Genomic DNA, 25,500 nt, shown 5'->3' with positions numbered 1-25,500 from the left:
TTATAATATTTGTATTTTTAAAATCCTAAACCTATTATATATCAACACAAAAGTTTAATGATGTTTAGTTGAGGTGAATTTGAGGCGAAAATATTGAGTAATTAATCCTTGACTAGGACTGAATAAAAAACTTAAAATAAATAATCCTGTAGCGACTAACACGATCGAAGGTCCTGATGGTAAGTTAAAATAATAACTTAAATACATTCCACTAATACTAGAAATAACCCCAATTAATACTCCTATTAACATTACTTGATAAAGTCGATCGACTAATAAATAAGCTGTAGAAGGGGGGGTAATTAATAACGACAAAACTAGAATAACTCCCACCGCTTTTAAACTAGCAATAATGGTTAAACCAATTAAAATCATTAATCCTGTATCTAACCATTTTACGGGTAAACCGATCGATTCTGCTCCTAATTTATCAAAGGTATAAAAGAGTAATTCTTTATAAAATAAAAAGACAACCAATAAAACAAAAATAGCAATAATTATGGTGTCTCTAACTTCGGAAAAAGTAACTCCTAAAATATTGCCAAAAAGAAAGTGATTAAGATCAATTTTATTCTCTTTTTGCACTACTGTAATGAGAGTAATGCCTAGGGCAAAAAAAGCGGAAAAAACAATGCCCATAGCGGCATCTTCTTTAATTTTTGAGTTATTTCTAATAATGTTAATACAAACGGTACTAATTAATCCTGCCACAAATGCACCGATAAAAATATTAATCTCTAAGATAAAGGCAATAGCTAACCCCGGCAAGACAGAATGACTAATAGCATCCCCTAATAATGCCAATCTTTGCACCATTAAATAACTACCGACTACGGCACAAATTATGCCCACCACTACGGCAATCATTAACGAGCGTTGCATGAAGGCATACTGTAAAGGTTCAATTAAAAAATCGAGCATTTCTTATGAATAAAAATTATAAAAATACAGGTAAGATGCCTGTATCACTGCATAAAAATTAGAATTTTTGTTAAGCGGATAATCGATCGAACTCAGAATAAAAAGAGACTCTACCATTATAGGCGTGATATAAGTTTTCTTCTCTTAAAACTTCGTTTCTTGTACCTTTAGCAATGAGGGTTTTATTCAATAAAATTAAGTCATCAAAGTTATTAATTGATTCCCCTAAATCGTGATTTACCACGAGAATTATTTTACCTTCTTGAGCTAATTCTTGAAAAATATTAAAGATGATTGCTTCTGTTTTTTGATCAACTCCCACAAAAGGCTCATCAAAGAAAAATATATCAGCAGATTGCGCTAACGATCGAGCTAAAAATACTCTTTGTTGTTGTCCTCCTGAAAGTTGTCCGATGGGGCGATGGCAATAGTCATACATTCCCACTTTTTCTAAGGCAGTTTTTGCCATTTCTCGACTCATCCTCGAAAAAGGTTTAAACCATCCTGTTTTTTTCACCCTCCCCATCATCACTACATCCCATACTGTAGCGGGATATGTCCAGTCTATTTGCGATCGTTGTGGTACATAAGCAATGCGGTGTTTTTGTTGAGCTAAAGGTTGATTATCCAGTAGAATTGAGCCAAACTGATAAGGGATCAAGCCTAACATAGCTTTAATCATAGTACTTTTTCCAGCACCATTGGGTCCAATAATTCCTGTCACTCGTTGAGGGAAAACTTGAAAAGAGACATTTCTTAATGCCTCCACGTTGCGATAACTCACCGTCAAATTTTCTACCTTTAGACAACCCAAATTTCCCATAGTTCTATTTACCATTATTCGATCGACTAAGGCTATTATAACAAAAAATGAGAAGATTATGAAAATATGATGAAAGAATTGTGAAAATCGAGAATGAGTTGTAAGACTTTGATTCCCCCTAACCTCCCTTAAACAACAGGATGTTTTCATTCTCAAAATAGGATTTGTATAATACTATATGATATTTTTTAACAATAAAAAAAGGGCAAAAAACCCTCTAATTTTTAATAGATAAATATAATGAAAATAATAAAAAGTTTACTTGAAATATATTAAATAAATGATAACTAAATTAGTATAAAATAAACTTTAAGCTAACACCACTTCTAAATCAGAAGATGTCTTTTTTTTAGGAGGTTCGATCGAAATATGATTATCCTCATCGGGTTTTTCTTCACTAACGGATAATTGCTTACAAGGAATAGTATCTGATAAAATTGCACTAGCCATCATGCCAGAGTGAATTTCTAACAAGGCTTCGGGTAATGCCTCAAACACTAATCTTTGTCCGGGGAAAACCACCCTTTCAAAATACCAATTACTAATATTTGTTATCCTAGCTACTTGAATTTGGCTTGTCGCATTAACATAACAACATAAAATAGCATCATTTTCATTGTTAGGAATAGGGTCTAGTATTTGAGCCATGATGATAAGATGTTTTTAAATTTAAGATTGATATTTACACCCTATAAGCTAACATTCCTTGATCCCAATTAGTTGTAAAGATGATTACCAATTTCATTTTATTTTCTTTTTAATCTTTTTTTGATGACAATTAGAGGCAATTCTTAAGAAAATATTAAGATTTTTTTTTGTTAAATCTATCACATAAAAAAAGGTGTTAGGTATCAGGTAGCGGGTATTAGGTTAAATTCAAACTGTTAATTGATAGCAATTTCATGTTAAAAATAATCAAAGCTATAGGTGATAAGGTTTATATAGCAGTCAGTTATGAGTTGTAAGAATTATCTTATCCTAAAAGGGAATAGGGAATGGGCAATAGTGATACTATTTTCTATATTTTTTTCTAATAATTGATTTCTCATAAATTATTCCTGATTGCTATAGCAGTTAGCATTTAACCTGATATCTGATACTTCTCCTCATCAAAAGCCTTTTTTATCATCCCCTAATTATGCCCAATTTCAAACTTCAAATAATGAATATTGACTTGTTAAAGTACATCAAAAAACTTTCATTAAAAGATATAATATTTTGTTTTTTTGGTGGTTTATTAATGGGGTTAAGTGTTGCTCCTACTAACCTATATTTTCTAGCATGGATAGCCTTAATACCTCTTTGGAAGGCGGTGTTTCGATCGAATTTAACAGCTATATTAAGTGGTTTTTGTTGGGGGTTAGGTTATCACGGATTCGCTTTATTTTGGATTACTGGCATTCATCCCATGACGTGGATGGGAGTATCATGGTTAAACAGTTTAATGATTGCGATTTTTTGTTGGGTTTTTATTACTTTATGGGGTGCAATTTTAGTTACAATATGGGCTTATATTATTCATGGTTTTATTCAAAAAAAATACTCCACTATTATTAATATTTTATGGGGGGTAACTCTTTGGTGTTTGTTAGAAAAAATTTGGAGTTTTAGTCCTCTTTGGTGGACTTCTTTATCTTTTACCCAAAGTCCTTATAATTTAGCAATTTTACAGTTATTAAAGTTTTCTGGTACAACAACAATTACAGCTTTAATAGTTTTAGTTAATGGTTTATTTGCTCAAAATTTTAGCACCATTTTTCCTTCAAATAAAAATTTATTTTTAGACATTTTTAACAATACAAGCAAGATGCTTGTTTTACGGAGGCAAAACCATAATTTGAACAAAAACTTATTTAGTTTTCAAAAAATATTTATAACTTATAAATATCTTACTTATGGAGTTATAATTTTAATCATCTCTCACAGCTTCGGCTATTTTTTATATCAACACCCCATAGTAAATAATCCTGATAATAAAATTAGAATAGGCATTATTCAGGGTAATATTCCTAATGAAATTAAACTTTTTGATGCGGGGCTAAAAACAGCATTTATTAACTATACTAAAGGCTATAATTATTTAGCTCAACAAGATGTGGATATAATTTTAACTCCTGAAACAGCTTTACCTTTTTTCTATCAAGACATCGCTGAAAATAGTGTGATTGCTCAAGCTATTAAACAGCAACAAATACCGTTATTGTTAGGAGCGTTCGATCGAATTAATAAAAACAAATATACTAATAGTTTATTTGCCATAGATAAGGAAGGAAAAGTTATGAGTAAATACGACAAAATTAAATTAGTACCGTTGGGGGAATATATCCCTTTTCGAGATATTTTAGGGGATATAATTAGGCGACTTTCACCTTTGAATACAGAATTAATTGCAGGAAAAAAAGACCAACTTTTAAACACCCCTTTTGGGAAAGCTATTGTGGGGATTTGTTATGATTCTGCTTTCTCGGAAATCTTCCGTTATCAAGCCTTACAAGGAGGAGAATTTATCGTTACAGCGTCTAATAATGCCCATTATGATGATACCATGCCCGAACAACACCACGCTCAAGATGTGATGAGATCGATCGAAACCGACAGATACATGGCACGAGCTACCAATACAGGGCTATCTGCTATAATAAACCCTCATGGCAATACAACTTGGATTTCACAGATAAACCAATATCAAACCTACGCAGGAGAAATTTATCGCCGTGATAGCCTTACACCTTATGTAAAATGGGGTGATTGGTTGATAATCACATTTATCATCACCTCATTTTTAGGATATAAATGGCTTAGTAAATAATTCTTGTTTTGGCATAAGTTTATACCACTGCTCAACTAAGTCAAATTATACCCTTGCTAAGTATAAATAATTTCACCATGAAAATTAGTGCCTTGAAATAAAGACATTTTCAGAGATCAACAGCTATACTAAAATAAATGTACTATAAAATTCGAGGAAAATTATGATAGCCCTCACCGAGTCTTCAAATCCCCCGATTTATATTCCTACTCAAGATGATTTACCTAGTGATGACGACGACAAAATGGAAACTTCACGCCATAAATATCAAATGGATTTACTCCTAGAAACTATTTATCCTTGGTTAGAAAAACGTCAAAATGGCTATGCCGGGGGTAATATGTTCATTTATTTTAGCCTCTCCCAAGTGAAAAATAAAGATTATAAAGGACCTGATTTTTTTTGTGTTTTAGATGTAGAGCAAAAAGAGCGTAAAAGTTGGGTTGTTTGGGAAGAAGGAAAAGCTCCCGATGTAGTGATTGAATTACTATCAGATAGTACCGCATCCTACGATAAAAACGACAAAAAAAGCATTTATCAAAATAAAATGCGCGTTCCTGAATACTTCTGGTATGATCCTTTCACCCCTGATGATTGGGCTGGTTTTTCTCTTGTCAAAGGTGTTTATCAACCACTGAAACTTGATGAGTTCGATCGCTATATTAGTGAACAACTACAACTGGCTTTAGTTCGTTGGCAAGGAGTTTATCGTGGTATTGATACAATCTGGTTACGTTGGCAAACTTTAGAAGGGGATTTGTTACCTACAGATAAAGAAATTAGCGAAGTAGAAAAACAACGCGCTGATGAAGCTCAACAACTTGCCGAAGCTGAGAAACAACGTGCGGAGGAAGCCCAACAACTTGCCGAAGCTGAGAAAAAACGTGCGGAGGAAGCCCAACAACTTGCCGAAACTGAAAAACAACGTGCTGAAAGTGCCTTATCAGAAATAGCTAAGTTAAAAGAATTACTCAAAAATTCAGGAATAGAAATATCAGATTAATGCCATTTAAGGTGTTTAAAAAATCGATAATCTACAATAACTTAATCGTGTAATTTATAAGTAAATGCAATAGGGATAATAAAATGTTTCTATTTTAATACTTTAAGACGCAAACCCCCTAGCAAACCTTGATTTTGTGGTAGTAATAACAAATATAAATCTTTTGAAACAGTGATTTAGGCTAAACTTATAATATAAGTAAAGATTATTTAAAATAAGCTAAACAATTTCATTTCTAATGTGTAAATCAATATTGGCATTTATACTTTAATATTCATATTAGACTTGCTTAAATAGTAAGTAACAGTTAGTTTTTTGTAAATCACAAATCAAAAGGAAAAAAACATGGCAACTTATAACGTAACTTTAGTAACCGAAGACGGCGAACAAACGATCGAAGTACCCGATGATGAGTATATCCTTGACGTTGCTGAAGAACAAGGTATTGACTTACCTTACTCCTGCCGTGCTGGTGCTTGTTCTACTTGTGCTGGTAAAATCATTTCTGGTACTGTAGATCAATCCGATCAATCTTTCTTAGATGATGATCAAATCGAAGCAGGATACGTTTTAACCTGCGTAGCTTATCCTACCTCTGACTGTAAAATCGAAACCCATAAAGAAGAAGAATTATACTAATTAATTTTTTCTCTTTGTTGTTAGGGGATAGAGTATTTATACTTTATTTCCCTAATAAATTGGGGTTGAATTTTACCAATCATCTCAGTGATGTTCTAGTTGTTAAAAAGGCTTCTTAAAAAATTGTAACGGTTTATCTCGAATTGTGATAACCTAAAATAATGAGATTGAGCTGTGAGTACATATCATCAACTAGGAATCCATGACTTCTAATCAAAATCCCTCAAATCCTATACCTTTTAAAGAGTTTACAGCGACAAAACAAACAGGGTTTTTTGAAAATTTAAAACAACCTCGTTTTAGTGGTCAACTATTACTAACTGGTCCGAGAAAAACTAAATGGGTATTTTATCTCTACTTAGGTCGTCTTGTCTATGCTACTGGGGGTAATCATCCTGTCAGAAGATGGCGCCGTAATTTAGTTGCCCATTTGTCTAATATTCCTTCTCACATGAATGCGATCCAAGCAGATGTCGATCGACTACAACTTGATGATCAGAATAACTGTTGGGAATACGAATTATTATGCCTATGGGTGGATGAGCAAAAAATTAGCCTCGAACAAGCGGCAAAAATGATCCGCCAAAATATTGTCGAGGTACTCTTTGATGTTACTCAAGCAATGCAGGTTACTTGTGAATTGAAACAAGATAAAAACTTGCCTTTCTCCACTCGTTTAGTATTAATCGATGCTGAACAAGTAATCATAGAAGCTCAAAAAGGCTGGCAAGCGTGGCAAGCGGCAAAAATCGCCGATCGATCGCCCGATATGGCACCGATTATCACTCAACCCCAAGAGTTAGAACAACAAACTAACCCTCAAATATACCAGACTTTAAGTCAGTTATTGGATGGACAACAAACCCTCCGAGATTTGTCCGTCAGAATGAAACGAGATGTTGTCACCGTCACCCGCTCTCTTTTGCCCTATGTACAAAGGGGTTTAGTGCGTTTGATCGAAATTCCCGATATTGATCCGCCTAAACTACCTCATAACAACGATTTTGACAGTGATGCTATCAATAATCAGAAAATAACTATCGCCTGTGTGGATGATAGTCCATTAATTTGTCAAACGATGGAAAAAATTATCGGTGGCGCAGGTTATAATTTTGTAGGCATTAATGATGCTTTAAGGGCGATCGCCATTTTATTGTCCAAAAAACCTGATTTAATCTTTTTGGATTTGATTATGCCTAACGCTAACGGTTATGAAATTTGCAGTCAACTACGCAAACTCACCTTTTTCAAACATACCCCCATCGTGATTTTAACGGGTAATGACGGGTTGGTCGATCGAGTGAGAGCGAAAATGGTAGGCTCAACCGATTTTATTAGTAAACCAGTGGACACAGCATTAGTATTAGAAACTATTAGAAAACATCTTAAACTAACGGTATCATAAGAATCAATAATTGATATAAATGAATAACAATTCGTCAAAAATAAAAGAAAAGATTGTTATATCATAACTATTGCTAAGAAAATATAGAAAATAAATAAAGGTTAAAATTATGGGAAATGCGTTAATTGTAGATGATTCTTCTACAGAAAGAAAAATTTTATTAGGTTACTTACAAGAATTAGGTATTACCGTCACCACCGCCGAAAGCGGAGAAGAAGCCTTAGACAAATTAAAAGGCAGTATTCCTGACATAATTATTCTCGATGTCGTATTACCGGGTAAAAGTGGTTTTGAGATATGTAGAGAAATCAAAGCTGATACAGCCACTGGCAAAGTACCCGTTATTATTTGTTCCACAAAAGGTAGTGAAATGGACAAATTTTGGGGCATGAAACAAGGTGCAGACGCTTATATCCCAAAACCCGTTGATAAAGAAGAATTTTTTTCTACTGTAAAAAGGCTCATTAAATAGTGAATAGTGAATAGTGAATAGTGAATAGTGAATAGTGAATAGTGAATAGTGAATAGTGAATAGTGAATAGTGAATAGTGAATAGTGAATAGTGAATAGTTTTTTATTATTCATTCTGCATTCTTCATTTCTTATGAGTGAACAAACAACCCTTTCTTTATCTCAATTTCAACAAAAAAAGAATATAGTCGAAAGACAACAGTTTTTAAGATTTGTTCTCTTACCAGATACAAACTTAATGGTTTCACTCTCAGAAATTGCTGCCGTCTTAAAAATACCTTTTGGGCAAATTATCCCCATTCCCGAAATGCCCTCATGGGTAATGGGAGTTTATAACTGGCGTGGGGAAATCGTCTGGATGATTGATTTAGGACAATTACTCGGTTTTACCCCTTGGTATCAACAATCTGGGGTTGCTTCTCATCATAAAGCCGTTGTTATTCACCCTAGTACACAAGATCGCAAAAATAGAACCGCAGGAGATTTAGTCGGTTTAGTGGTAAGCGATGTTAATGACATTGAATTGTGCAACACTAATGAACTGCACTCTCCTCCTGCTTCGGCGGTTACTCCTGACTTAGCTCCTTTTTTAAGAGGTTATTGGATTAAGGACAATGGTGATATAGTAGTTACGATCGATGCTGATGCAATATTTGCCGCTATGCCTAAAGAGTGATATAAGTTAACCTCCGTTTGATATAAAATTCTAGGTGAAAGTAGGCATCGGGGCATCGGCAAAAGTGAAAAGAATTGAGTTAAACATTACTCAAATTGATATTAACTGAGTTCGACATAAAATAAAAGGTTTAGAAGGGTTGAACAGTTTTCAACCCCTACATTTGCAAAAAAGTGCGCAGTTTTAGAAAATTTTTTTCAGCAAATCCTATTGAAACAAAGGAGGTTAGTTATTTTTAACTTTTTTTGAGGGAAGAAATATGCAACTCTTTTAATTGTTTAATGTCAACTTCTGCGGGTGCTTCAGTAAGTAAACAACTGGCTTGTTGAGTTTTCGGGAAGGCAATAACATCCCGAATCGAATCCTCTTTAGCTAACAACATTACCATTCGATCGAGTCCGTAGGCAATACCGCCGTGAGGAGGAGTGCCATATTCAAAAGCCTCTAGTAAAAAGCCGAATTTGTTTTTCGCTTCTTCCTCCGATAAGCCAATGGTAGAAAACACTTTTTCTTGTACATCCCGTTGATAGATTCTTAAACTACCGCCGCCAATTTCTACCCCATTCATCACTAAATCGTAGGCTAAAGCGCGCGCATTGGCTAAATCTTCTAAATCCTCTGGATTCGGTGCAGTGAAGGGATGGTGTAAGGCTTCGAGGCGCTTTTCATCGGCATTCCACTCAAACATCGGAAATTCTGTCACCCACACTAGGTTGATTTTATCTTCATCAATTAACCCTAGTTGTTCACCTATGACTAATCTTAATCGATCGAGAGATTTATTGACAGTGGCGGTGTCTCCTGCACTAAATAACAGTAAATGCCCCGCTTTTGCCCCAGTTTGCTCTAATAACGTCTGTTTTTGCTCAGGAGAAAGGTTATCTTTAATCGCACCGATGGTGTCAATTTCGCCATTTTCTCTCACTCTAATATAGGCGATACCCTTCGCCCCTGCAATGGTGGCTTCGGTAAATAAGTCTCCTCCCGGTTTAATTCTCACGTTAGAAATTTTATCGTTACCTTCGGGAATGGGTAAAACCTTGACTTTTCCTCCATTGGCAACAGCAGAAGAAAACACTTTGAATCCCGAATCCTTCATAATATCCGACACATCCACCAATTCTAAGCCAAAACGGGTATCAGGGCGATCTGAACCGTACTTATTCATGGCTTCTGCGTAGGTTATACGGGGGAAGGGGCAAGGTAAATCAATATTTTTGACACTTTTGAAGATATGACAAATTAAGCCCTCGTTAAGCTCAATTATTTCATTTTCTGACATGAAACTCATTTCCATATCAAGTTGAGTAAACTCTGGTTGTCTATCCGCGCGTAAGTCTTCATCCCTAAAACATCGAGCAATTTGATAATATCTATCAAAACCCGACACCATCAATAACTGTTTAAACAACTGAGGTGATTGGGGTAAGGCATACCATTGCCCTTCATTTACTCTTGAGGGTACAAGGTAATCTCTCGCTCCTTCAGGAGTCGATCGAGTTAGTACTGGTGTTTCAATTTCCATGAAATGTTGTTCATCTTCAAGATAACGGCGCATTGCCTTAACCACTTGATGACGTAATTGTAAGTTACGACTCATGCGCTCACGTCTTAAGTCAAGGTAACGATATTTGAGTCTTAAATCTTCCCTGACGTTTTCCTCTTCAATGGTGGAAACTTGGAAAGGTAACTGCTTACCAACGGCGTTAAGTAAGGTTATCTCTGTGGCATAAATCTCAATTTCTCCCGTCGGTAACTTGGGATTGAGGGATTCACTTGGGCGTTGAGACACTTTCCCCGTGATTTTTACCACATATTCACTGCGCAAACTTTCAGCATTATTATACGACTCTGGAGTGCGTTGCGGATCACTGACTATTTGTACTACTCCAGTTCGATCGCGCAAGTCAATAAAAATAACGCCACCATGATCTCGTCTTCGATCGACCCAACCAAAAAGAGTTACAATTTTATCAATATCTTTAGGGCGTAATTCCCCACAATAATTACTTCTCATAAATAAGTTATTTTTTATACCAATCTTTAATATACAGTTTTTCGACTAACCAACAAAGTCATACAAACTTTCTATTATAAGCTAGAAAGCATCTAAGTTTACTCATTGAGAATCTGAGTGAATCATAAGAAAAATGATGAAGGTAAGAAGGGGAGAGAGGGAGATAGGGGGGAGGTGGCTTGTCATTTTTTTCCTATGTAGCCAATAAATCAAAAAACAAATAGATTCACTTAGTTTTAGTTATTTTTCATTAAAAATTAGATACAACAAACATTAGAGATAAAGACATATTATCCATTCTGCATTCTGCATTCCTCATTCCTCATTCCTCATTCCTCATTCCTCATTCCCAATTAAAACCTCTCCCGTATCCCCATCAATTTCCACAAATTCTCCTACAGGTAAACAATTATTAACGCCGTCATGACCAAAAGGCAAATCGCTGATAATAGGTATATTAAAATCTGAGAGTCGATCGAGCAGTACTTCATCAACGTTCCAACTAGGAATATTCTCAGGGGGATTACAACCGCTAAATCTACCTAAAAGAATGCCTTTTACTCGTTGGAATATACCCATTAAACGCCATTGAGTTAACATTCGATCGAGACGATAGGGTGCTTCTTGTACATCTTCTAAGGCTAAAATAATATTCTCAAATGATGGACAAAGATGAGTGCCTAATACATTAGTGGCAACAGTCAAATTACCAGCCAAGAGTCTTCCCTTCGCTTTACCTTTACCCCAACCTTTACCCATAAGAGGCGGGAGAGATTTTCCTTCTAGGTAGTCAAATAATCGCTGTAAAGATGATTCTGATTCTTCTACAAGAGTAGTTAACACCGCTCCATGAATACTGATAATATTATGATTGTACAAACTCCATAATAAGCTAGTCACATCGGAAAAACCAATTAACCATTTTGGAGGTGAAATATCCTCCCATTGCCAATTTTCTAATAATCTTGCACCGCCATAACCTCCCCTCACACAGACAATCCCTTTATATTCTGGGTTAAGCCATGCTTGTTTTAAGGCTTGACGGCGAATGTCATCTTTTCCTGCTAAATACCCTTCTTGGGCGTGATAATTTTCATCTAAAACAATGTTATAACCGTTTTTACGCCAAATTTCGATTCCCTGTTCAAATTTTGGCTTTTCTTTGTCTCTTAATGTGCCACTTGGCGCGATCGCAATTAGTGTATCACCTTTTTGTAAAAATGGAGGACGAATCATGAAAAAGTGAATAGTGAATAGTGAATAGTGAATAGTGGAGAGAGGCTCACAGGGGTAGGTTTTTTTAACGAACTGATGTTGACAAGACAAGGAGGACAAGGTAGGAAAGTCGAATAGGAGGAAAGAACCCATAGTATTCAACAAGTGTTTAAGGCAAAAGATGTTTGTGGAAATAAATCAGTAAAAATGACTGAAAGTCTTACTCTGATTCTAAGAATCAAAACTATTAAAACCTTTGCCCATTGCCCTACCTTTTCCTCAGACTTTTTCAGCAAATCCTAATTAGTCTCCTAGTCCACCTGTCCTCTTGTCTTCATAACCTGTTGCAAAATCTTACATTCGCCCTCTTAACATCATCGCCATTTCATTACGAGTAGGTGATCTTTCTAAAGCTGTTTCTTCCGTAATGCGTCCATCTTGATAGAGATTGAATAAAGATTTATTCATGGTCATCATACCGTCAAATTCACCGTCAGCCATCAACATCCCGATTTCTTCGTATTTGTTGCCGAGAATGTAATCTTTTACTGTTTCCGTATTCACTAGAATATCATGGTAAGCGGCACGTTTTCCATCAGTAGTACGACACAATCCTTGAGCGATAATCGCTACTAAAGACTCTGCTAAAGCCGATCGAATTGCCACTTGTTCTTCGGCGGTATAGAGGGTAAAAATACGCTCTAAGGTTTTAATCGCACTATTTGTATGGAGAGTACCCATAACTAAGTGACCCGTTTGAGCCGCTTTGAGGGCAGTATTTACGGTTTCCTTATCCCGCATTTCCCCTACCAGAATGATGTCTGGGTCTTCCCGTAATGCTGCTTTGAGGGCGTTGTCAAATTTGAGGGTATTCATGCCCACTTCCCTTTGTTTAATTAAAGCACGGCGACTCTTATGGACAAATTCGACAGGGTCTTCGATCGTGATAATATGTTTAGCCTGTTCACTGTTGATATAGTCAATCATCGCCGCCAAAGTGGTGGATTTACCTGAACCTGTGGGTCCCGTTACCAAAATCAATCCCTTATGAGCGTCACACACATCCTTAAACACGGGGGGAAGTCGTAACTGTTCCATAGTTAAGATTTTAATAGGAATTAACCGCAATACTAACGCAGGTCCATTTAAAGCATCAAAAACGTTGATCCGAACCCTCGCAAAGTCGTATTGAGTCGCCCCGTCAAACTCTAATTCTTTCTTGAATTTTTGGATTTCCTCCTCTCGCATAATTTCTCGCAACCAACTCATAAAGGTATTGAGATCGATTTCGGGATATTGATCTAAAATAATCATCTCACCTCGATCGCGCATTCGGGGTATTTCGCCTACTCCCAAATGAACATCAGAATAACCATTATCATAGGCTAACTTAACTAAATCATTGAGGGGGGGTTGTCCTGCCGCTCTACCCGGCATAGAAGAAGGACGAGGAGGGGTTTGTGGACCTGTTCTTAAGGGGGGGATGCCCGGAGAAGTACCTCGATCGATGGGGGGGCGATCCATAGCAGTACCACGACGTACATCTGTTTCCCCGGGTTTACCTCTGGGGGTTAAAGGGGGAGGTGTGAGGGTTCGTTTTGCTCCTATTGGTACTGTAGGCGCTGATGGTGAAGGGGTTTTTTTAGTGGTTAAAGGAGGAGGAGTCAAAGGAGGGATTTTGCCAAGGGGAGGCATCCCACCTTCTAAATTAATTTGAGTTTCTCCTTCGGGTTCAAAATCATCATCGTCATCATCATCAAAATCAGGTACATCAGGTAAATCAAAAACAGGATCAGAACCCTTATTCAAAGGAGGAATATTACCTTTTTGTAGCGATGGAAAAGGACTATTAGCACTCACTCTAGTTTCTTCATCTATACTTGTAGTCCCTTGTGGTCTCGTTTGAGGAATCAAAGGGGGTACGGGTAAGGGTTGTTTTTTCTGTCTTTCGGAAGATTGGGTCATAACTATTTTCTCTCATTCAAAAGATGTTATTCCTATTGTACTTTTGAATTGATAATTAGGGGGTTATGAAAAAGTTTTTTGATGAGGGTAGGTAATAGTTAATAGGTAATAGGTAATAATTTTGGAGTTATTATATAGCGTTTATTAAAACGATGAGGTACAGTTTTTTATACAACTTTCCATTGCCTATTGCCCATTCCCTATTCCCTATTCCCGATAAGTTTTGTACCTCACCATAACGAAAATTGCTATATATTAACCTCAGTTCGAGATAAAATTTAGACTAAATCGATCGCTGTTCTGCGGCGCTGCTCGATCGAATCATAAGAATTAAGAATTAAGAATTAAGAAAGGCAACAATTACTCCCCAATACCCCAATACCCCAATACCCCAATACCCCATTTTCTCCCTCTTAGGTAATAACCGAACTGAGATGATTAAGAATTGGTTAAAAAAAGAAAAAGAATGTCCTTAAAGTCTGTTAAAATTGACCTTGTGCAAAATAAAAATATTCTGAGCAGGTAGAGTAAAATCTCGGACATAATATGAAGGACAATCAATACAATGTAATCGATCGAAATTTCCCTATCCCCAAAGGAGACAAGCCCGAAGAAGCCTGTGGAGTATTTGGAGTGTATGCGCCCGAAGAAGATGTAGCTAAACTAGCTTATTTTGCTTTATATGCCTTGCAACATCGAGGGCAAGAATCCGCAGGAATCGCCACTTTTGACGGAGAAGCCTGTTATTGTTACAAAAATATGGGTTTAGTGTCTCAGGTTTTCAACGAATCTATTTTAAGTAATTTAGGGGGTAAAATTGCCGTAGGGCATACCCGTTACTCTACCACAGGCTCTAGTTTACAAGCAAATGCACAACCAGCCGTCATCACCACACGACTAGGAAAACTGGCTCTTGCTCACAACGGTAATTTAGTTAATACTGTAGAGTTACGAGAAGAATTAAATAAACGTCAATGCGAGTTTATCACTACTACTGACTCAGAAATGATTGCCCTAATGATAGGGAAAGAAGTAGATAGGGGTAAAGATTGGGTAGAAGCCTCCATCAGTGCTTTTAAATGGTGTCAAGGAGCTTATAGTTTGGTCATTGGTACTCCTATTGGTATAATTGGAGCAAGAGATCCTCATGGTATTCGTCCTTTAGTAATTGGTAAAATGGAGGAGGAAGGCAACCCCATTCGCTACGTTTTAGCCTCCGAAACCTGCGCCCTCGACATTATTGGTGCTGATTATATCCGAGATGTTGAACCGGGGGAATTAGTTTGGATTACCGAAGAAGGCTTATCTTCTATTCAATGGGAAGAAAAAGCACAACATAAATTATGTGTGTTCGAGATGATCTATTTTGCCCGTCCTGATAGTATCATGGGCAATGATAGTCTTTACGCTTATCGTTTAAGATTGGGTGAACAATTAGCGAAAGAGTCTTTAATTGATGCCGATATGGTAATGGGTGTACCTGATTCGGGTATTCCCGCCGCCATCGGTTACTCTCGTTATACGGGGATTACTTATCAAGAAGGTTTAATCAAAAATCGCTATGTGGGTAGAACTTTTATACAACCTACTCAACACATGAGAGAACATGGGATCAAAATGAAACTTAACCCTCTCAAGGACGTTTTAGCAGGAAAGCGTATTATTATTATCGATGATTCGATCGTGCGAGGTACAACAAGTCGTAAAATAGTTCGTGCCTTAAGGGATGCAGGGGCAAAAGAAGTACACATGAAAATTTCTTCCCCTCCTGTGACTCATCCTTGTTTTTACGGTATCGACACCGATAGTCAAGATCATTTGATCGCCGCTACGAAAACTGTTGACGACATCGCTAAACAAATCGAAGTGGATACTTTGACTTATTTATCTCAAGAGGGGATGTTAAAAGTAACGAATGAAAATCCTCAGAGTTTCTGTACTGCCTGTTTTAATGGTCATTATCCCATAGATATTCCCGATGATGTCAAACGATCGAAATTAATTCTCGAAACAGTATAGTGAATAGTGTATAGTTGATAGTGAATAGTGAATAGTTTTTAATTCCTAATTAAATTTCTATGAAGATTATTGACTCTAAAGGTCGCTTATTCGGTAAAGTAAATATCTTAGATTTAGGTGCGATCACAGTTATTGTTCTAGTTTTAATTGGTATCTTTATTGTACCAGGTCCCACGGGTTCGATTGCACAGGTAGGTAGTGGCGCTAGTGATACGATCGAACTAAACGTATTAGTGAGGGGGTTGAGCGTCAAAAACGCCCCCGAATTTCTTAATTCATTAAAAGATACCACTGTCAAAATCATTGTCAGAAATGAACCATCAGGCACATTAAATATAGAATCTGTGGAAGAATTACCTAACTATGTTATCGCCAGTCAACCCGATGGTAGTGTTATTGCATTACCCGATCCCCGTCCTATTGTAGCATTTAGTACCGATATGTTAATGTTAACTACGGGTAAAGGGCAAATGACAAATGATGGTGCGGTATTAGCTAATCAAAAAATCAAAATTGGTACAGTATTAGAACTTGATGGTAGTAACTATAACTTTAGAGGTAGTGTTATTGGGGTAAATAAAAGAAGTTAGGAAAAGTAATAGATAATAAGTAATAGGCAAACTGTAAAAAAGCAAAAAAATCAGTGTTTATAAGCTCCAATTTCAGGAAAAAAAGGTGCTTTTTCTTCATATATATTTAAACCTAATTTTATGAGCATATTTTCCAGTACACTGTCAGGGGAAAATCTTAAATACTTTTCAGTTATTTCTAGGTTAACGTGACGATTTCCTAAATGATAAGCGGCTTTTAATAAGTCTAATTTTGATTCACTTTTAACGGTAATAACAGACTCTAATTTTGCTTGAATTTTCACAAAGAAAGTCTCGTTATCATCGGTTAACATATCTTCTGATTCTAAATAATCACCTCTTGCTAAATTTAGTTTAACTAAGGTAATATTATGATAATTCGGTTCTTTAATTTCGATCGAATGCTTGACTTTTGTTCTTTCTTCTGCTGTCAAAAAAAGAGTTAAATTAGGCGGTTGATGAGATTCTAAAACGACTTTTTTAGTCAAAATAATTATCATTTCTACTAAACATTAATTAACTAATGGGATGATGTACAGTAACTAATTTTGTACCGTCGGGAAAAGTGGCTTCTACCTGCACGTCTTCAATCATTTCTGCTACTCCCTCCATAACATCATTTTTGGTTAATAGGGTTGTACCATAACTCATTAATTCTGCTACTGTGCGCCCTTCCCTTGCACCTTCTAATATAGCTGAGGAAATGTAGGCGATCGATTCTGGATAATTCAATTTGAGTCCTTTTGCCTTACGTCTTTCTGCTAATAAACCAGCAGTAAAAATCAATAGTTTGTCTTTTTCTTGGGGGGATAATTGCATAATCTTATCGGTTATTCCATGAAGAAGAAAATCAAAAATTCTCCTTGATATTTTCAATTTATCAAAACTTACACAATCATAACGATATTCTGTCATTGCGGTGAGGCGCGTAGCGTTGCGAGGCAACGAAGCAACCTGAAGCAATCTCAATAACTTTGATTTTTAGTACAAATGCGTAAGTCCTAATTATTTTAATATATAATCGAGGGTGCGCACTTTATTTTTTATTAGTCATGATTCCGGGAGAAATTTTTACCCCCGAAGGGGTAATCGAGTTAAATCAGGGGCGAGAAACTCTCAAAATTACGGTAGCTAATACAGGTGATCGTCCTATACAAGTAGGTTCACATTTTCCTTTCCATAAGGTTAATTCTGCATTACATTTCGATCGAGAAAAAGCTACTTTAATGAGATTAAATATTCCCGCAGGTACAGCTATTCGTTTTGAACCGGGAGACGAAAAAGAGGTAGAATTGGTTAGAGTAAGGAGTAAGGAGTAAGGAGTAAGGAGTAAGGAGTAAGGAGTAATGAGTAAGAAGTGGGCAAAACTATTCACTATCAACTATTCCCTAGCTAGAAAGGTACATTAAATTAGTTAATTTATATAACAATCTTGCTCCAATATTTCCATCCCATTGATTATCAGGGTTAGCTTTATCGGGGGCAACTTCACATAAGTCAAAACCAATAATTTTTCTACCTGATTTAACTAAAGTTTGCATTAAATAAATAGCCTGATTAAAGTCTAAACCACCGGCAACAGGTGTACCAGTATTCGGGCAAAATGTTTGATTTAAACCGTCAATATCGAAGCTAATATAGACTTTTTCTGATAAATTTTTGATGATATTTTGACATTGATTTTGCCATGATATTCCTTCATAAATATTATTTTTTAATTGCCAATCATCGAATAAAATAATTCGATCGTCTGCTTGAATTTTATCCATTTCTTCTTGACATAAATCCCTAATTCCTACTTGCACTAATTTATTAATATTGGGCAATTCCATCACATTATACATAATGGAAGCATGGGAATAAGTAAAACCTTCGTAAGCCTTGCGTAAATCTGCATGGGCATCGATATGTAAAATACTGAAATCCTGATGATACTCAGTCAAAGCCTTAATGTAACCCAATGGACTACTGTGATCTCCTCCAATTAAGGCGATAAGTTTACCTTGAGACAAATAAGTGTGGCATTGATGATAAACCCAATCATTCAAATCACGACTAGCTTGATTTATAGTTGCCAATTCTTGAGCAATAGCTTCATCATTAAGATCATTTCCTGATTCTAAATAATCTATCACCTTACGAGCGATCGATCTCATGGAGTCATTTTTTATCTTGATACTGTTATCAATAGGGATTGTGGCATAACCCTTTTGCCACGCTTGGGGTAAGTCGAAATCATACCAATCTAGTTGATAGGAGGCTTCTAAAATTGCTTGGGCACCGCCCGATGTGCCTTCACCATAAGAGACAGTGACATCCCACGGTACACTAAAAAAGACTATTTTACTCTGTTCGATCGAGGTTGGTAAACCGAAAAAGCAATTATTTTTGATACTAATTTGATGGGGATTAAAGGTGGAATAATTCATATTTTTTATGATGGTAATGATTTAATTAAAAAAAATAAAATACAATTAATTTATATTTTTTCTTAATATTTTTTATGACTATTATGCCATATTATTATCACTCTAAAGTAAGTCTTTTTATTCATTAAAATAACGATGGAGAAGGGTTGAATGTTATTCAACCCCTACGGCTCATAAAAAATGTACTAAAATTCTATTCATATATTTTTATATTGACTTAGATAAACCAGATTCAAAAAGGGCTTGATTTAATAAAGTAGATAAATTTTCTTCCTTTGCCCAATAAGTTAAATAATCAAAATCTAAACTATTTGACTGTACTTTTAAAACCCCTAAAACATCTCTCCATTGACGTTCGGAAATTTTATTGCCCTGCCGAGACAAAATTAACTTTTCTAAAATAATATCTTCGGGAGTTGCTAAATATAAAAAACGTCCATTTTCTTCTACTTGCTGTAAAATTTTTCGTTGTATCTCTGTTTGAATTAAATAGCTTTGATTAGGGATAAAAATATCAATTTTTTCACTGGTATTAAAATGAATTAAATTAAAAGAAGATTGATAAATAATCGCCTCTTTTATAGCTTCTTCACTGACATAAAATAAAGGCTCAACTTTAGTAATAAAATCCTCAATTTTTTCTAATGTTAAATCTGCGACTATATCAATATCTAAAGTAGCACGAGTTTCACCCCATAAAGAACTAGCAACCGAACCACCGACAAAATAAACTATATTTAAACTGTCTAAAATTTCTGCCATTAATAAAGCTAATTCGATGGGATTTCCGATCATAATAGGTTCTTCTATTTTATTAGAAATAATATTATTTACATTATCACCTAAAACTATTTTACTATATAAAAATCTTTGTTCTTGAGGAGTCGATCGAGGATATTTATTTTTAATTCCTTGTAAGGTTAATTTTCTTGAACCTTGCGTAATTCCGATAGTTAATTCTGCTTTTTGATATAGGGGCATTTTTTGCCAGATAGAGCATTGTAAATAGTCCATTTCTCTACTGGTATCTCTTGATTGCGATCGATAGCCTTGGGGTATATTTAATAATGGTATTTTAGGCATAATTTATCCTTTTTGAAATTAACTTTCTGGGAAAAAATCTGAGTCAAAAACTTGACTTAAAGTAAAGGGATTATCTTGAGGAAATATGGCTAAATTTAATTTAGTTTCTTGACTTGCTTCTTTTCGTGCTAGATAATAATATTGATTAATAATATCTTCAATTTTATGATTTAAACTAGGATTATCTTCTAATAAAAATAATAATTGACGGCGTTGTTCATTGATAGTTTTAACCCAACTATTAGTTCTTTTTTTGGGTTGATATTTCCATTTTAGTAGGTGCATTATTAACACCACTAAACGATTTTTTAATTCTCGTTGATTGCTTTTCCCCATCGCCTCAATTTCAATAATTAAATTAGCTAAATCTAACTCAGTAAATTTTTTTTCTTTGAGCAGATTTGCCGTTATTTCTAACCATTGATTAAAGTCTCGATCGTATTTTTTTTTAAGTTCTAATTCTGAGATAATGGCTACCATAATTATCTAAATATTTTTGAATTTTTCTCAATTTATTGTTTATTTTCAGGAAAAAAATCTGAGTCTAAAATTTCTGTAATAATAAAGGGATTATCTGATGGAAATACTGTTAAATTTAGTGTGGTTTCTTGAGAAGCCATTTTTCTGGCTTTGCTATAACATTTATCACTAATATCTAGTATTTGATTTTTTAAACTAGGATTATCCTCTAATAAAAGTTCTAGTTGTAAACGTTGCTCATTGATAGTTTTTAACCTACTTTTAGATTGTTTTTGTGGTTGATATTTCCATTTTAATAAGTGCATTATTAAGATAATTAAACGACTCGTTAACTCTCTTTGATTGTTTTTTCCCATAGCTTCAATTTCAATAATTAAATTAGCTAAATCTAACTCACTAAATTTTTTTTCTTTGAGAAGATTTGCCGTTATTTCTAACCATTGATGAAAGTCTCGATCGTATATTTCTTTTAACTCTAATTCTGATATAATAGCTACCATAAATTTTAAACTCTTTCAATCTAAAAATTGAATATCTTATAATGATAAATAAGAATAATAAAATATAACTATCCCATAAAAATTGTTTATAGTTAGTCTTTTAAATCCTTAAAGCAATTACTACAAACATTTATAATTAGACACGGGCAAGATGCCCGTTTTACTGACTATTTTTGGTAATTTTTTTCTACCCTTTTAACATATTCAGCAGTATTGCCACTTTGACAACCATTATAATTACCAGTCATCCACCAACAAGCAGTATTGCGCACGGCTTGGGCTTCATTTTTATTAGTTTGTTGCCATTGCTTATTTAATTCTCTCTTGACGATACAAGTGACGGTTTTTCGGGCGGCTACCTCATCCGCATCAAAAGCAGTAGGAGTTAACTCTTTGCCTAGACATTGTTTTGTCCAACTAGGTATAATAGAGGGTAAAATTTGCCAAGCGCTATACATTCCATCATTAGGGCGATTAGGGGGTGCTGATAATTTCAAAGCATCCACAAAAGCATTGATTTTGACTTCCGTAACTTCCGCTTTGACAGGTTGATTAAAACCAAAAAAGGCAATCATCACCCCCATAGATAGAGAGGGAATTAACTTTAGGGATTGCATTATTAAAGAATTTTTTACCATCATATTTTTCTTAATTCAAAGATTGACCTATTCTAATCAATCATCTCCTTTGATGACAATAAATAAACTATATTACTGTACTTTAGACTAAATGAAAAATTACACTATCAGTAGTGTATCTAAATGATAAATTTTCGCTAAAAAACACTACCTATAACATTAGTCTAAAGTAGAAATATTAAATCCGTGTTATAGCATTCCGTTATGAGTTGTGAGAATTTGATCCCCCTAACTCCCCTTAAATAACAGGGTTTTTTCAAAGTCGGGGTAAAATTGCTTTTTATTAGTTCAATTCATGGAACGAAAACTGTTAGCTGTAGAATTTATTACACAGCGAGTTATGAGTCTAAACCCTTATCCCAACGTGTAATAAATTACACGTCTAATAGATGCCGTTCAATAAATTGAACTTAATTTTTACCAAAATATCATGATTTTTAATAATAATTGATTTTCTAATCAGAAAAAAAGGCTACATTTCTTGTCAATTATAGTTTCTAATTAAATCAAATTTTGAGAATGAAAAAGCCCTGCTTAAATAAAGGGGGAATCTAGTTTAAATTTCTCATAAATGATTCCTGATGGGTATATTGATAAATTTAAGTCTCGATTATTCTATTTTTTTATTCATTTTCGTTGGATAATTACTTATAATAAAACTTTGTATCTTGGCGTTTTTGCGTCTTTGCGTGAGATTTTATTATCATTATTTAATCAAATCTAATATTAGATATTATTGTCAATTAACAAAAAAACTTCATTTATTGAATTTCCCTAATCATTTTTGCTAGGATTTTAGCACTATCTTTGAGGGCGAGATTTCCTGCTTTTTCTGCCATATCTTTTAATTTATCGGGATTATTTAACAAGTTTAAGACAGTTTTAGTTAATAAATCTGAGGTTAATTCAGGTTGTCTAAATAATTCGGAAGCCTCGGCATTAGCAAATTCTAGCGCATTGTAAAATTGATGATCTTCGGCTGCGAAAGGATAAGGTATAAGTATTGATGGTGTTTTTGTAATTGCTAATTCTGTTAATGCACCTGCACCCGATCGACTGATGGCTAAATCGGCTCTTTGTAGTAACCCTGCCATGTTATCATAAAAAGGCATCTCTAAGTATCGATCATGTTTAAATGTACCAATTTCTTCGTCCTGATTTCCCGTTAAATGGACGATATAAGCTCCTGTTTCCAGTAAACGAGGTGCTGATTGTCTAACTAATTTGTTAAGCCCTACAGCCCCTTGAGAGCCACCCATAGCAACGATTAAGGGCTTATCCTCTGGGATGTCTAAGTTTAAAGGTTGGGGTGATAAAAATTCATCTCTGACGGGGGTGCTTACCCATTGAGTTTTTGCCTTCGGTAAATATTGACTTGTGCCTGTAAAACCAATAGCGACAACGTTGCACCATCCTCCCAATAGTTTAGTCACTTTACCCGGTATGTAGTTGGATTCGTGCAAAATAACGGGAATTTTGGCTAATTTTCCAGCAATGATAGCAGGGGCGGCGATATATCCCCCCGTTGTAAACACTATATCAATTTTTCTGCTTTTGATCGATCGATAGGTTTGAAAGATAGCTTTAATCATCTTCACCATAACAATAATGGTTTTAATGCCGAAACTGGTTTGAAAACCGTCAATATTAACCGTTAAAAGAGGGAAAGACTTAGGCACTAAGGTAGTTTCGAGACGATGAGGCACTCCTAACCAACAAATATTGTAATCGGGTAGTTGTTGCGCAACAGCTAAAGCAGGAAATAAATGCCCTCCAGTGCCACTGGCGGCGATTAATAAGTTAGTTTTTACAGCCACAGAATTTAAGATTTTGATCGATCATCAGGAAATTATCGAAAGGTATTGTAGCAGATTTTGAGCAAAAATTTTCTCTGGCAATCAAGGGTAAAACCTGAATTACCAGAGAAAAAATGTAGTTATAGACAATTCCTAATTCTTAGATGATTTCTATTAATAAATATACCTGAATGATCCCCCCTAACCCCCCTTAACTAAAGGGGGAATTATAAAGAAGATTGATAAATTCTTTCTTAGAAAACGCCTTAGAGAAATTAGGTGTTAAGGATAGCACCACCGATGATATTTGCCTGAGTCAAACCTGAAGCACCCAATAAAGTAGCAAATAGTTCGCCAGTATTGTTCGTACCTTCATAGATGTTGGTAATACCACCAAAGCTTGACGCAAAAACATTAGTAATACCAACAAATTCTAACTTATCAAAGGCGGTTTCAAAACCAAAGATAGTATCTCCACCATCACCGAGATTATAGACTACAACATCTTCCAGATTATTAGTGGCTAAACTAATCAAATCAGCACCAACTCCCCCAGTAATAGTATCCCGTCCCAAACCAGCGACAATAATATCATTTCCGTCATTGCCACTAATGAGGTTATTACCGTTACCGCCGTCAATGGTATCGTTACCAGCTCCACCTAGTACAATATTGTTACCATCACCAAAGCTAATGATGTCATTATCATCACCACCGTCAAGGAAATTATTGCCATTGCCACCATCGATCGTATCATTACCGACACCACCATCGATCGTATCATTCCCAGTTCCTCCGCTTAGAAGATCGTTGTCGTCACCGCCCAAGATTGAGTCGTCACCTTGTCCACCAAAAATGGTGTCATTGCCATTGCCTCCCAAAATGGTGTCATTACCATCCGTATCTCTTGGACCAGTGGAATAATCCCCGTAGATCAGATCGTTACCATTACCGCCTTCGATATAGTCGTCATTGTCATTGCCAAAGAGAGTATCGTTACCACTCTCTCCAAAAATGGTGTCGTTATCACCACCACCAAGAATGGAGTCAGTACCATTACCACCGTAGATTAAATCATCTCCTCGGAAACCCCGAATAGTATCATTGCCATTACCACCTAAAATAGTATCTTTGCCTAAAAATCCTCCATTATCTCCAACAATGGAATCGTCCCCATTACCACCTTCTATGTAATCGTCACCATTATTACCAAGAATAGTATCATTGCCATTACCACCTAAAATAGAGTCGTTACCAACACCTCCCAAAATAGAGTCGTTACCAACACCACCGATGATAGTATCGTCGCCATTACCACCGTCAATGATATCCGCACCTCCTAATAATGGTAATGGGCTATCGCCATAGATAAAATCATTACCCGCGCCTCCAAAAATAGTATCATTACCAATACCACCCCAGATGCTGTCGTCATCCCCCTCACCGAAAATTAAGTTGTTTCCTGAAACACCGATTAAAGTGTCATTACCGATACCTCCATAGATAGTATCATTTCCTGTTAAACCACCAGAAATAAAGTCATTTCCAACCTCACCGTATAAGAGATCGTTTTCAGTACCACCATCAATGATGTCATTACCATCACCACCATAAATAGTATCATTTCCTGTTAAACCAGAAAGAATATCATTTCCTTGATCACCGTATAAAAGATCTTGTCCAGTGCCACCATCGATAATATCATTTCCTTGACCCCCAAAAATAGTGTCATTTCCTTGACCACCGAAAATAGTGTCATTGCCATCGGTATCTCTCGGACCACTAGCATAATCACCATAAATTAAATCATTTCCATCACCACCGAAAATCAGATCATTGTCATCATTCCCTTGAATGGTATCATTTCCATCACCACCCAAAATAATGTCATTATCTCCCCCTCCAAGAATAGAATCATCGCCCTCTCCACCATCAATATAATCATCTCCTCTGAAACCTCGCAGAGTGTCATTACCTTCATTACCATAGATAGTATCATTTCCTGCAAATCCTCCAACATC

The 25,500-nt window shown here is 35.5% G+C and carries 24 protein-coding genes; 9 read left to right on the top strand and 15 right to left on the bottom strand.

Annotated features, from left to right (window positions below; all coding sequences use genetic code 11):
* Positions 1–54: 54 nt before the first annotated feature.
* From ACN4EE_RS06130 to ACN4EE_RS06120, 3 genes are all read right to left on the bottom strand, one after another.
* Positions 55–921: a metal ABC transporter permease gene (locus ACN4EE_RS06130; protein ID WP_431705527.1), complete on the bottom strand. Its 867-nt coding sequence runs from the start codon at positions 919–921 to the stop codon at positions 55–57.
* A gap of 70 nt (positions 922–991) precedes the next feature.
* Positions 992–1,744 (bottom strand): metal ABC transporter ATP-binding protein, encoded by a 753-nt coding sequence (locus tag ACN4EE_RS06125; protein WP_431705572.1) that lies wholly within the window; start codon positions 1,742–1,744, stop codon positions 992–994.
* A 309-nt stretch (positions 1,745–2,053) separates the two neighbouring features.
* Positions 2,054–2,392 carry a DUF1830 domain-containing protein gene (locus ACN4EE_RS06120; RefSeq protein WP_431705526.1) on the bottom strand — a complete coding sequence of 113 codons (339 nt, stop codon included), beginning with the start codon at positions 2,390–2,392 and terminating at the stop codon, positions 2,054–2,056.
* A 592-nt stretch (positions 2,393–2,984) separates the two neighbouring features.
* Between ACN4EE_RS06120 and lnt the strand changes: the two genes are divergently transcribed.
* The 6 genes from lnt (at position 2,985) to ACN4EE_RS06090 (ending at position 8,747) form a co-directional block, all read left to right on the top strand.
* Entirely contained in the window at positions 2,985–4,553 is a 1,569-nt protein-coding gene (gene lnt / locus ACN4EE_RS06115; protein ID WP_431705571.1) for an apolipoprotein N-acyltransferase, read from the top strand.
* A 163-nt stretch (positions 4,554–4,716) separates the two neighbouring features.
* The gene (locus ACN4EE_RS06110; RefSeq protein ID WP_431705525.1) at positions 4,717–5,556 is read left to right on the top strand and encodes a Uma2 family endonuclease; all 840 of its coding nucleotides are present in this window, start codon (positions 4,717–4,719) and stop codon (positions 5,554–5,556) included.
* A gap of 345 nt (positions 5,557–5,901) precedes the next feature.
* Positions 5,902–6,195 (top strand): ferredoxin, encoded by a 294-nt coding sequence (locus tag ACN4EE_RS06105; protein WP_431705524.1) that lies wholly within the window; start codon positions 5,902–5,904, stop codon positions 6,193–6,195.
* A gap of 202 nt (positions 6,196–6,397) precedes the next feature.
* Entirely contained in the window at positions 6,398–7,600 is a 1,203-nt protein-coding gene (locus ACN4EE_RS06100) for a response regulator (RefSeq protein WP_431705523.1), read from the top strand.
* A 109-nt stretch (positions 7,601–7,709) separates the two neighbouring features.
* Complete coding sequence (locus ACN4EE_RS06095; RefSeq protein ID WP_431705522.1) at positions 7,710–8,072, top strand: response regulator transcription factor; 363 nt, start codon at positions 7,710–7,712, stop codon at positions 8,070–8,072.
* A 132-nt stretch (positions 8,073–8,204) separates the two neighbouring features.
* The gene (locus tag ACN4EE_RS06090) at positions 8,205–8,747 is read left to right on the top strand and encodes a chemotaxis protein CheW (RefSeq protein WP_431705521.1); all 543 of its coding nucleotides are present in this window, start codon (positions 8,205–8,207) and stop codon (positions 8,745–8,747) included.
* A gap of 235 nt (positions 8,748–8,982) precedes the next feature.
* Here the strand turns inward: ACN4EE_RS06090 and aspS are convergent, their stop codons facing one another.
* The 3 genes from aspS to ACN4EE_RS06075 all read right to left on the bottom strand — a co-directional run bounded on the left by aspS (position 8,983) and on the right by ACN4EE_RS06075 (position 13,944).
* Positions 8,983–10,764 (bottom strand): aspartate--tRNA ligase, encoded by a 1,782-nt coding sequence (gene aspS, locus ACN4EE_RS06085; protein ID WP_431705520.1) that lies wholly within the window; start codon positions 10,762–10,764, stop codon positions 8,983–8,985.
* A gap of 336 nt (positions 10,765–11,100) precedes the next feature.
* Positions 11,101–12,000: a S66 peptidase family protein gene (locus ACN4EE_RS06080; protein ID WP_431705519.1), complete on the bottom strand. Its 900-nt coding sequence runs from the start codon at positions 11,998–12,000 to the stop codon at positions 11,101–11,103.
* Between the two features lie 333 nt (positions 12,001–12,333).
* Positions 12,334–13,944 (bottom strand): type IV pilus twitching motility protein PilT, encoded by a 1,611-nt coding sequence (locus ACN4EE_RS06075; protein WP_431705518.1) that lies wholly within the window; start codon positions 13,942–13,944, stop codon positions 12,334–12,336.
* Between the two features lie 546 nt (positions 13,945–14,490).
* On the opposite strand from ACN4EE_RS06075, the gene purF reads away from it, so the two are divergent.
* The gene (gene purF / locus ACN4EE_RS06070) at positions 14,491–15,963 is read left to right on the top strand and encodes an amidophosphoribosyltransferase (protein WP_431705517.1); all 1,473 of its coding nucleotides are present in this window, start codon (positions 14,491–14,493) and stop codon (positions 15,961–15,963) included.
* 59 nt (positions 15,964–16,022) lie between these two features.
* Positions 16,023–16,553 (top strand): DUF4330 domain-containing protein, encoded by a 531-nt coding sequence (locus ACN4EE_RS06065; protein ID WP_431705516.1) that lies wholly within the window; start codon positions 16,023–16,025, stop codon positions 16,551–16,553.
* 50 nt (positions 16,554–16,603) lie between these two features.
* Here the strand turns inward: ACN4EE_RS06065 and ureE are convergent, their stop codons facing one another.
* Positions 16,604–17,053 carry an urease accessory protein UreE gene (gene ureE / locus ACN4EE_RS06060; RefSeq protein WP_431705515.1) on the bottom strand — a complete coding sequence of 150 codons (450 nt, stop codon included), beginning with the start codon at positions 17,051–17,053 and terminating at the stop codon, positions 16,604–16,606.
* A 16-nt stretch (positions 17,054–17,069) separates the two neighbouring features.
* Positions 17,070–17,372, bottom strand: a complete 303-nt coding sequence (gene ureA / locus ACN4EE_RS06055; RefSeq protein ID WP_431705570.1) for an urease subunit gamma — start codon at positions 17,370–17,372, stop codon at positions 17,070–17,072.
* Between the two features lie 233 nt (positions 17,373–17,605).
* Here ureA and ACN4EE_RS06050 point away from each other — a divergent pair, with 233 nt between their 5' ends.
* Positions 17,606–17,872, top strand: a complete 267-nt coding sequence (locus tag ACN4EE_RS06050) for an urease subunit beta (protein WP_431705514.1) — start codon at positions 17,606–17,608, stop codon at positions 17,870–17,872.
* Between the two features lie 69 nt (positions 17,873–17,941).
* Here the strand turns inward: ACN4EE_RS06050 and ACN4EE_RS06045 are convergent, their stop codons facing one another.
* The 7 genes from ACN4EE_RS06045 to ACN4EE_RS06015 all read right to left on the bottom strand — a co-directional run.
* On the bottom strand, positions 17,942–18,982 hold the full coding sequence (locus ACN4EE_RS06045; RefSeq protein ID WP_431705513.1) for an agmatinase family protein: 1,041 nt from the start codon (positions 18,980–18,982) through the stop codon (positions 17,942–17,944).
* A 207-nt stretch (positions 18,983–19,189) separates the two neighbouring features.
* Positions 19,190–20,065, bottom strand: a complete 876-nt coding sequence (locus ACN4EE_RS06040) for a hypothetical protein (RefSeq protein ID WP_431705512.1) — start codon at positions 20,063–20,065, stop codon at positions 19,190–19,192.
* Between the two features lie 18 nt (positions 20,066–20,083).
* Positions 20,084–20,545, bottom strand: coding sequence for a DUF29 domain-containing protein (locus ACN4EE_RS06035; protein ID WP_431705511.1), 462 nt, complete (start codon positions 20,543–20,545; stop codon positions 20,084–20,086).
* Between the two features lie 32 nt (positions 20,546–20,577).
* Positions 20,578–21,045 (bottom strand): DUF29 domain-containing protein, encoded by a 468-nt coding sequence (locus ACN4EE_RS06030; protein ID WP_431705510.1) that lies wholly within the window; start codon positions 21,043–21,045, stop codon positions 20,578–20,580.
* 167 nt (positions 21,046–21,212) lie between these two features.
* Positions 21,213–21,662: a hypothetical protein gene (locus ACN4EE_RS06025; protein WP_431705509.1), complete on the bottom strand. Its 450-nt coding sequence runs from the start codon at positions 21,660–21,662 to the stop codon at positions 21,213–21,215.
* Positions 21,663–22,444: 782 nt separating this feature from the next.
* Entirely contained in the window at positions 22,445–23,500 is a 1,056-nt protein-coding gene (gene murG / locus ACN4EE_RS06020; protein WP_431705508.1) for an undecaprenyldiphospho-muramoylpentapeptide beta-N-acetylglucosaminyltransferase, read from the bottom strand.
* A 254-nt stretch (positions 23,501–23,754) separates the two neighbouring features.
* Positions 23,755–25,500: calcium-binding protein (locus ACN4EE_RS06015; protein ID WP_431705507.1), on the bottom strand; the 1,746-nt coding region annotated here is incomplete at its 5' end.

The organism is Geminocystis sp. CENA526 (assembly GCF_050753365.1).
Classification (GTDB): Bacteria; Cyanobacteriota; Cyanobacteriia; order Cyanobacteriales; family Cyanobacteriaceae; genus Geminocystis.
This window is presented reverse-complemented; position numbering and strand designations above follow the sequence as displayed.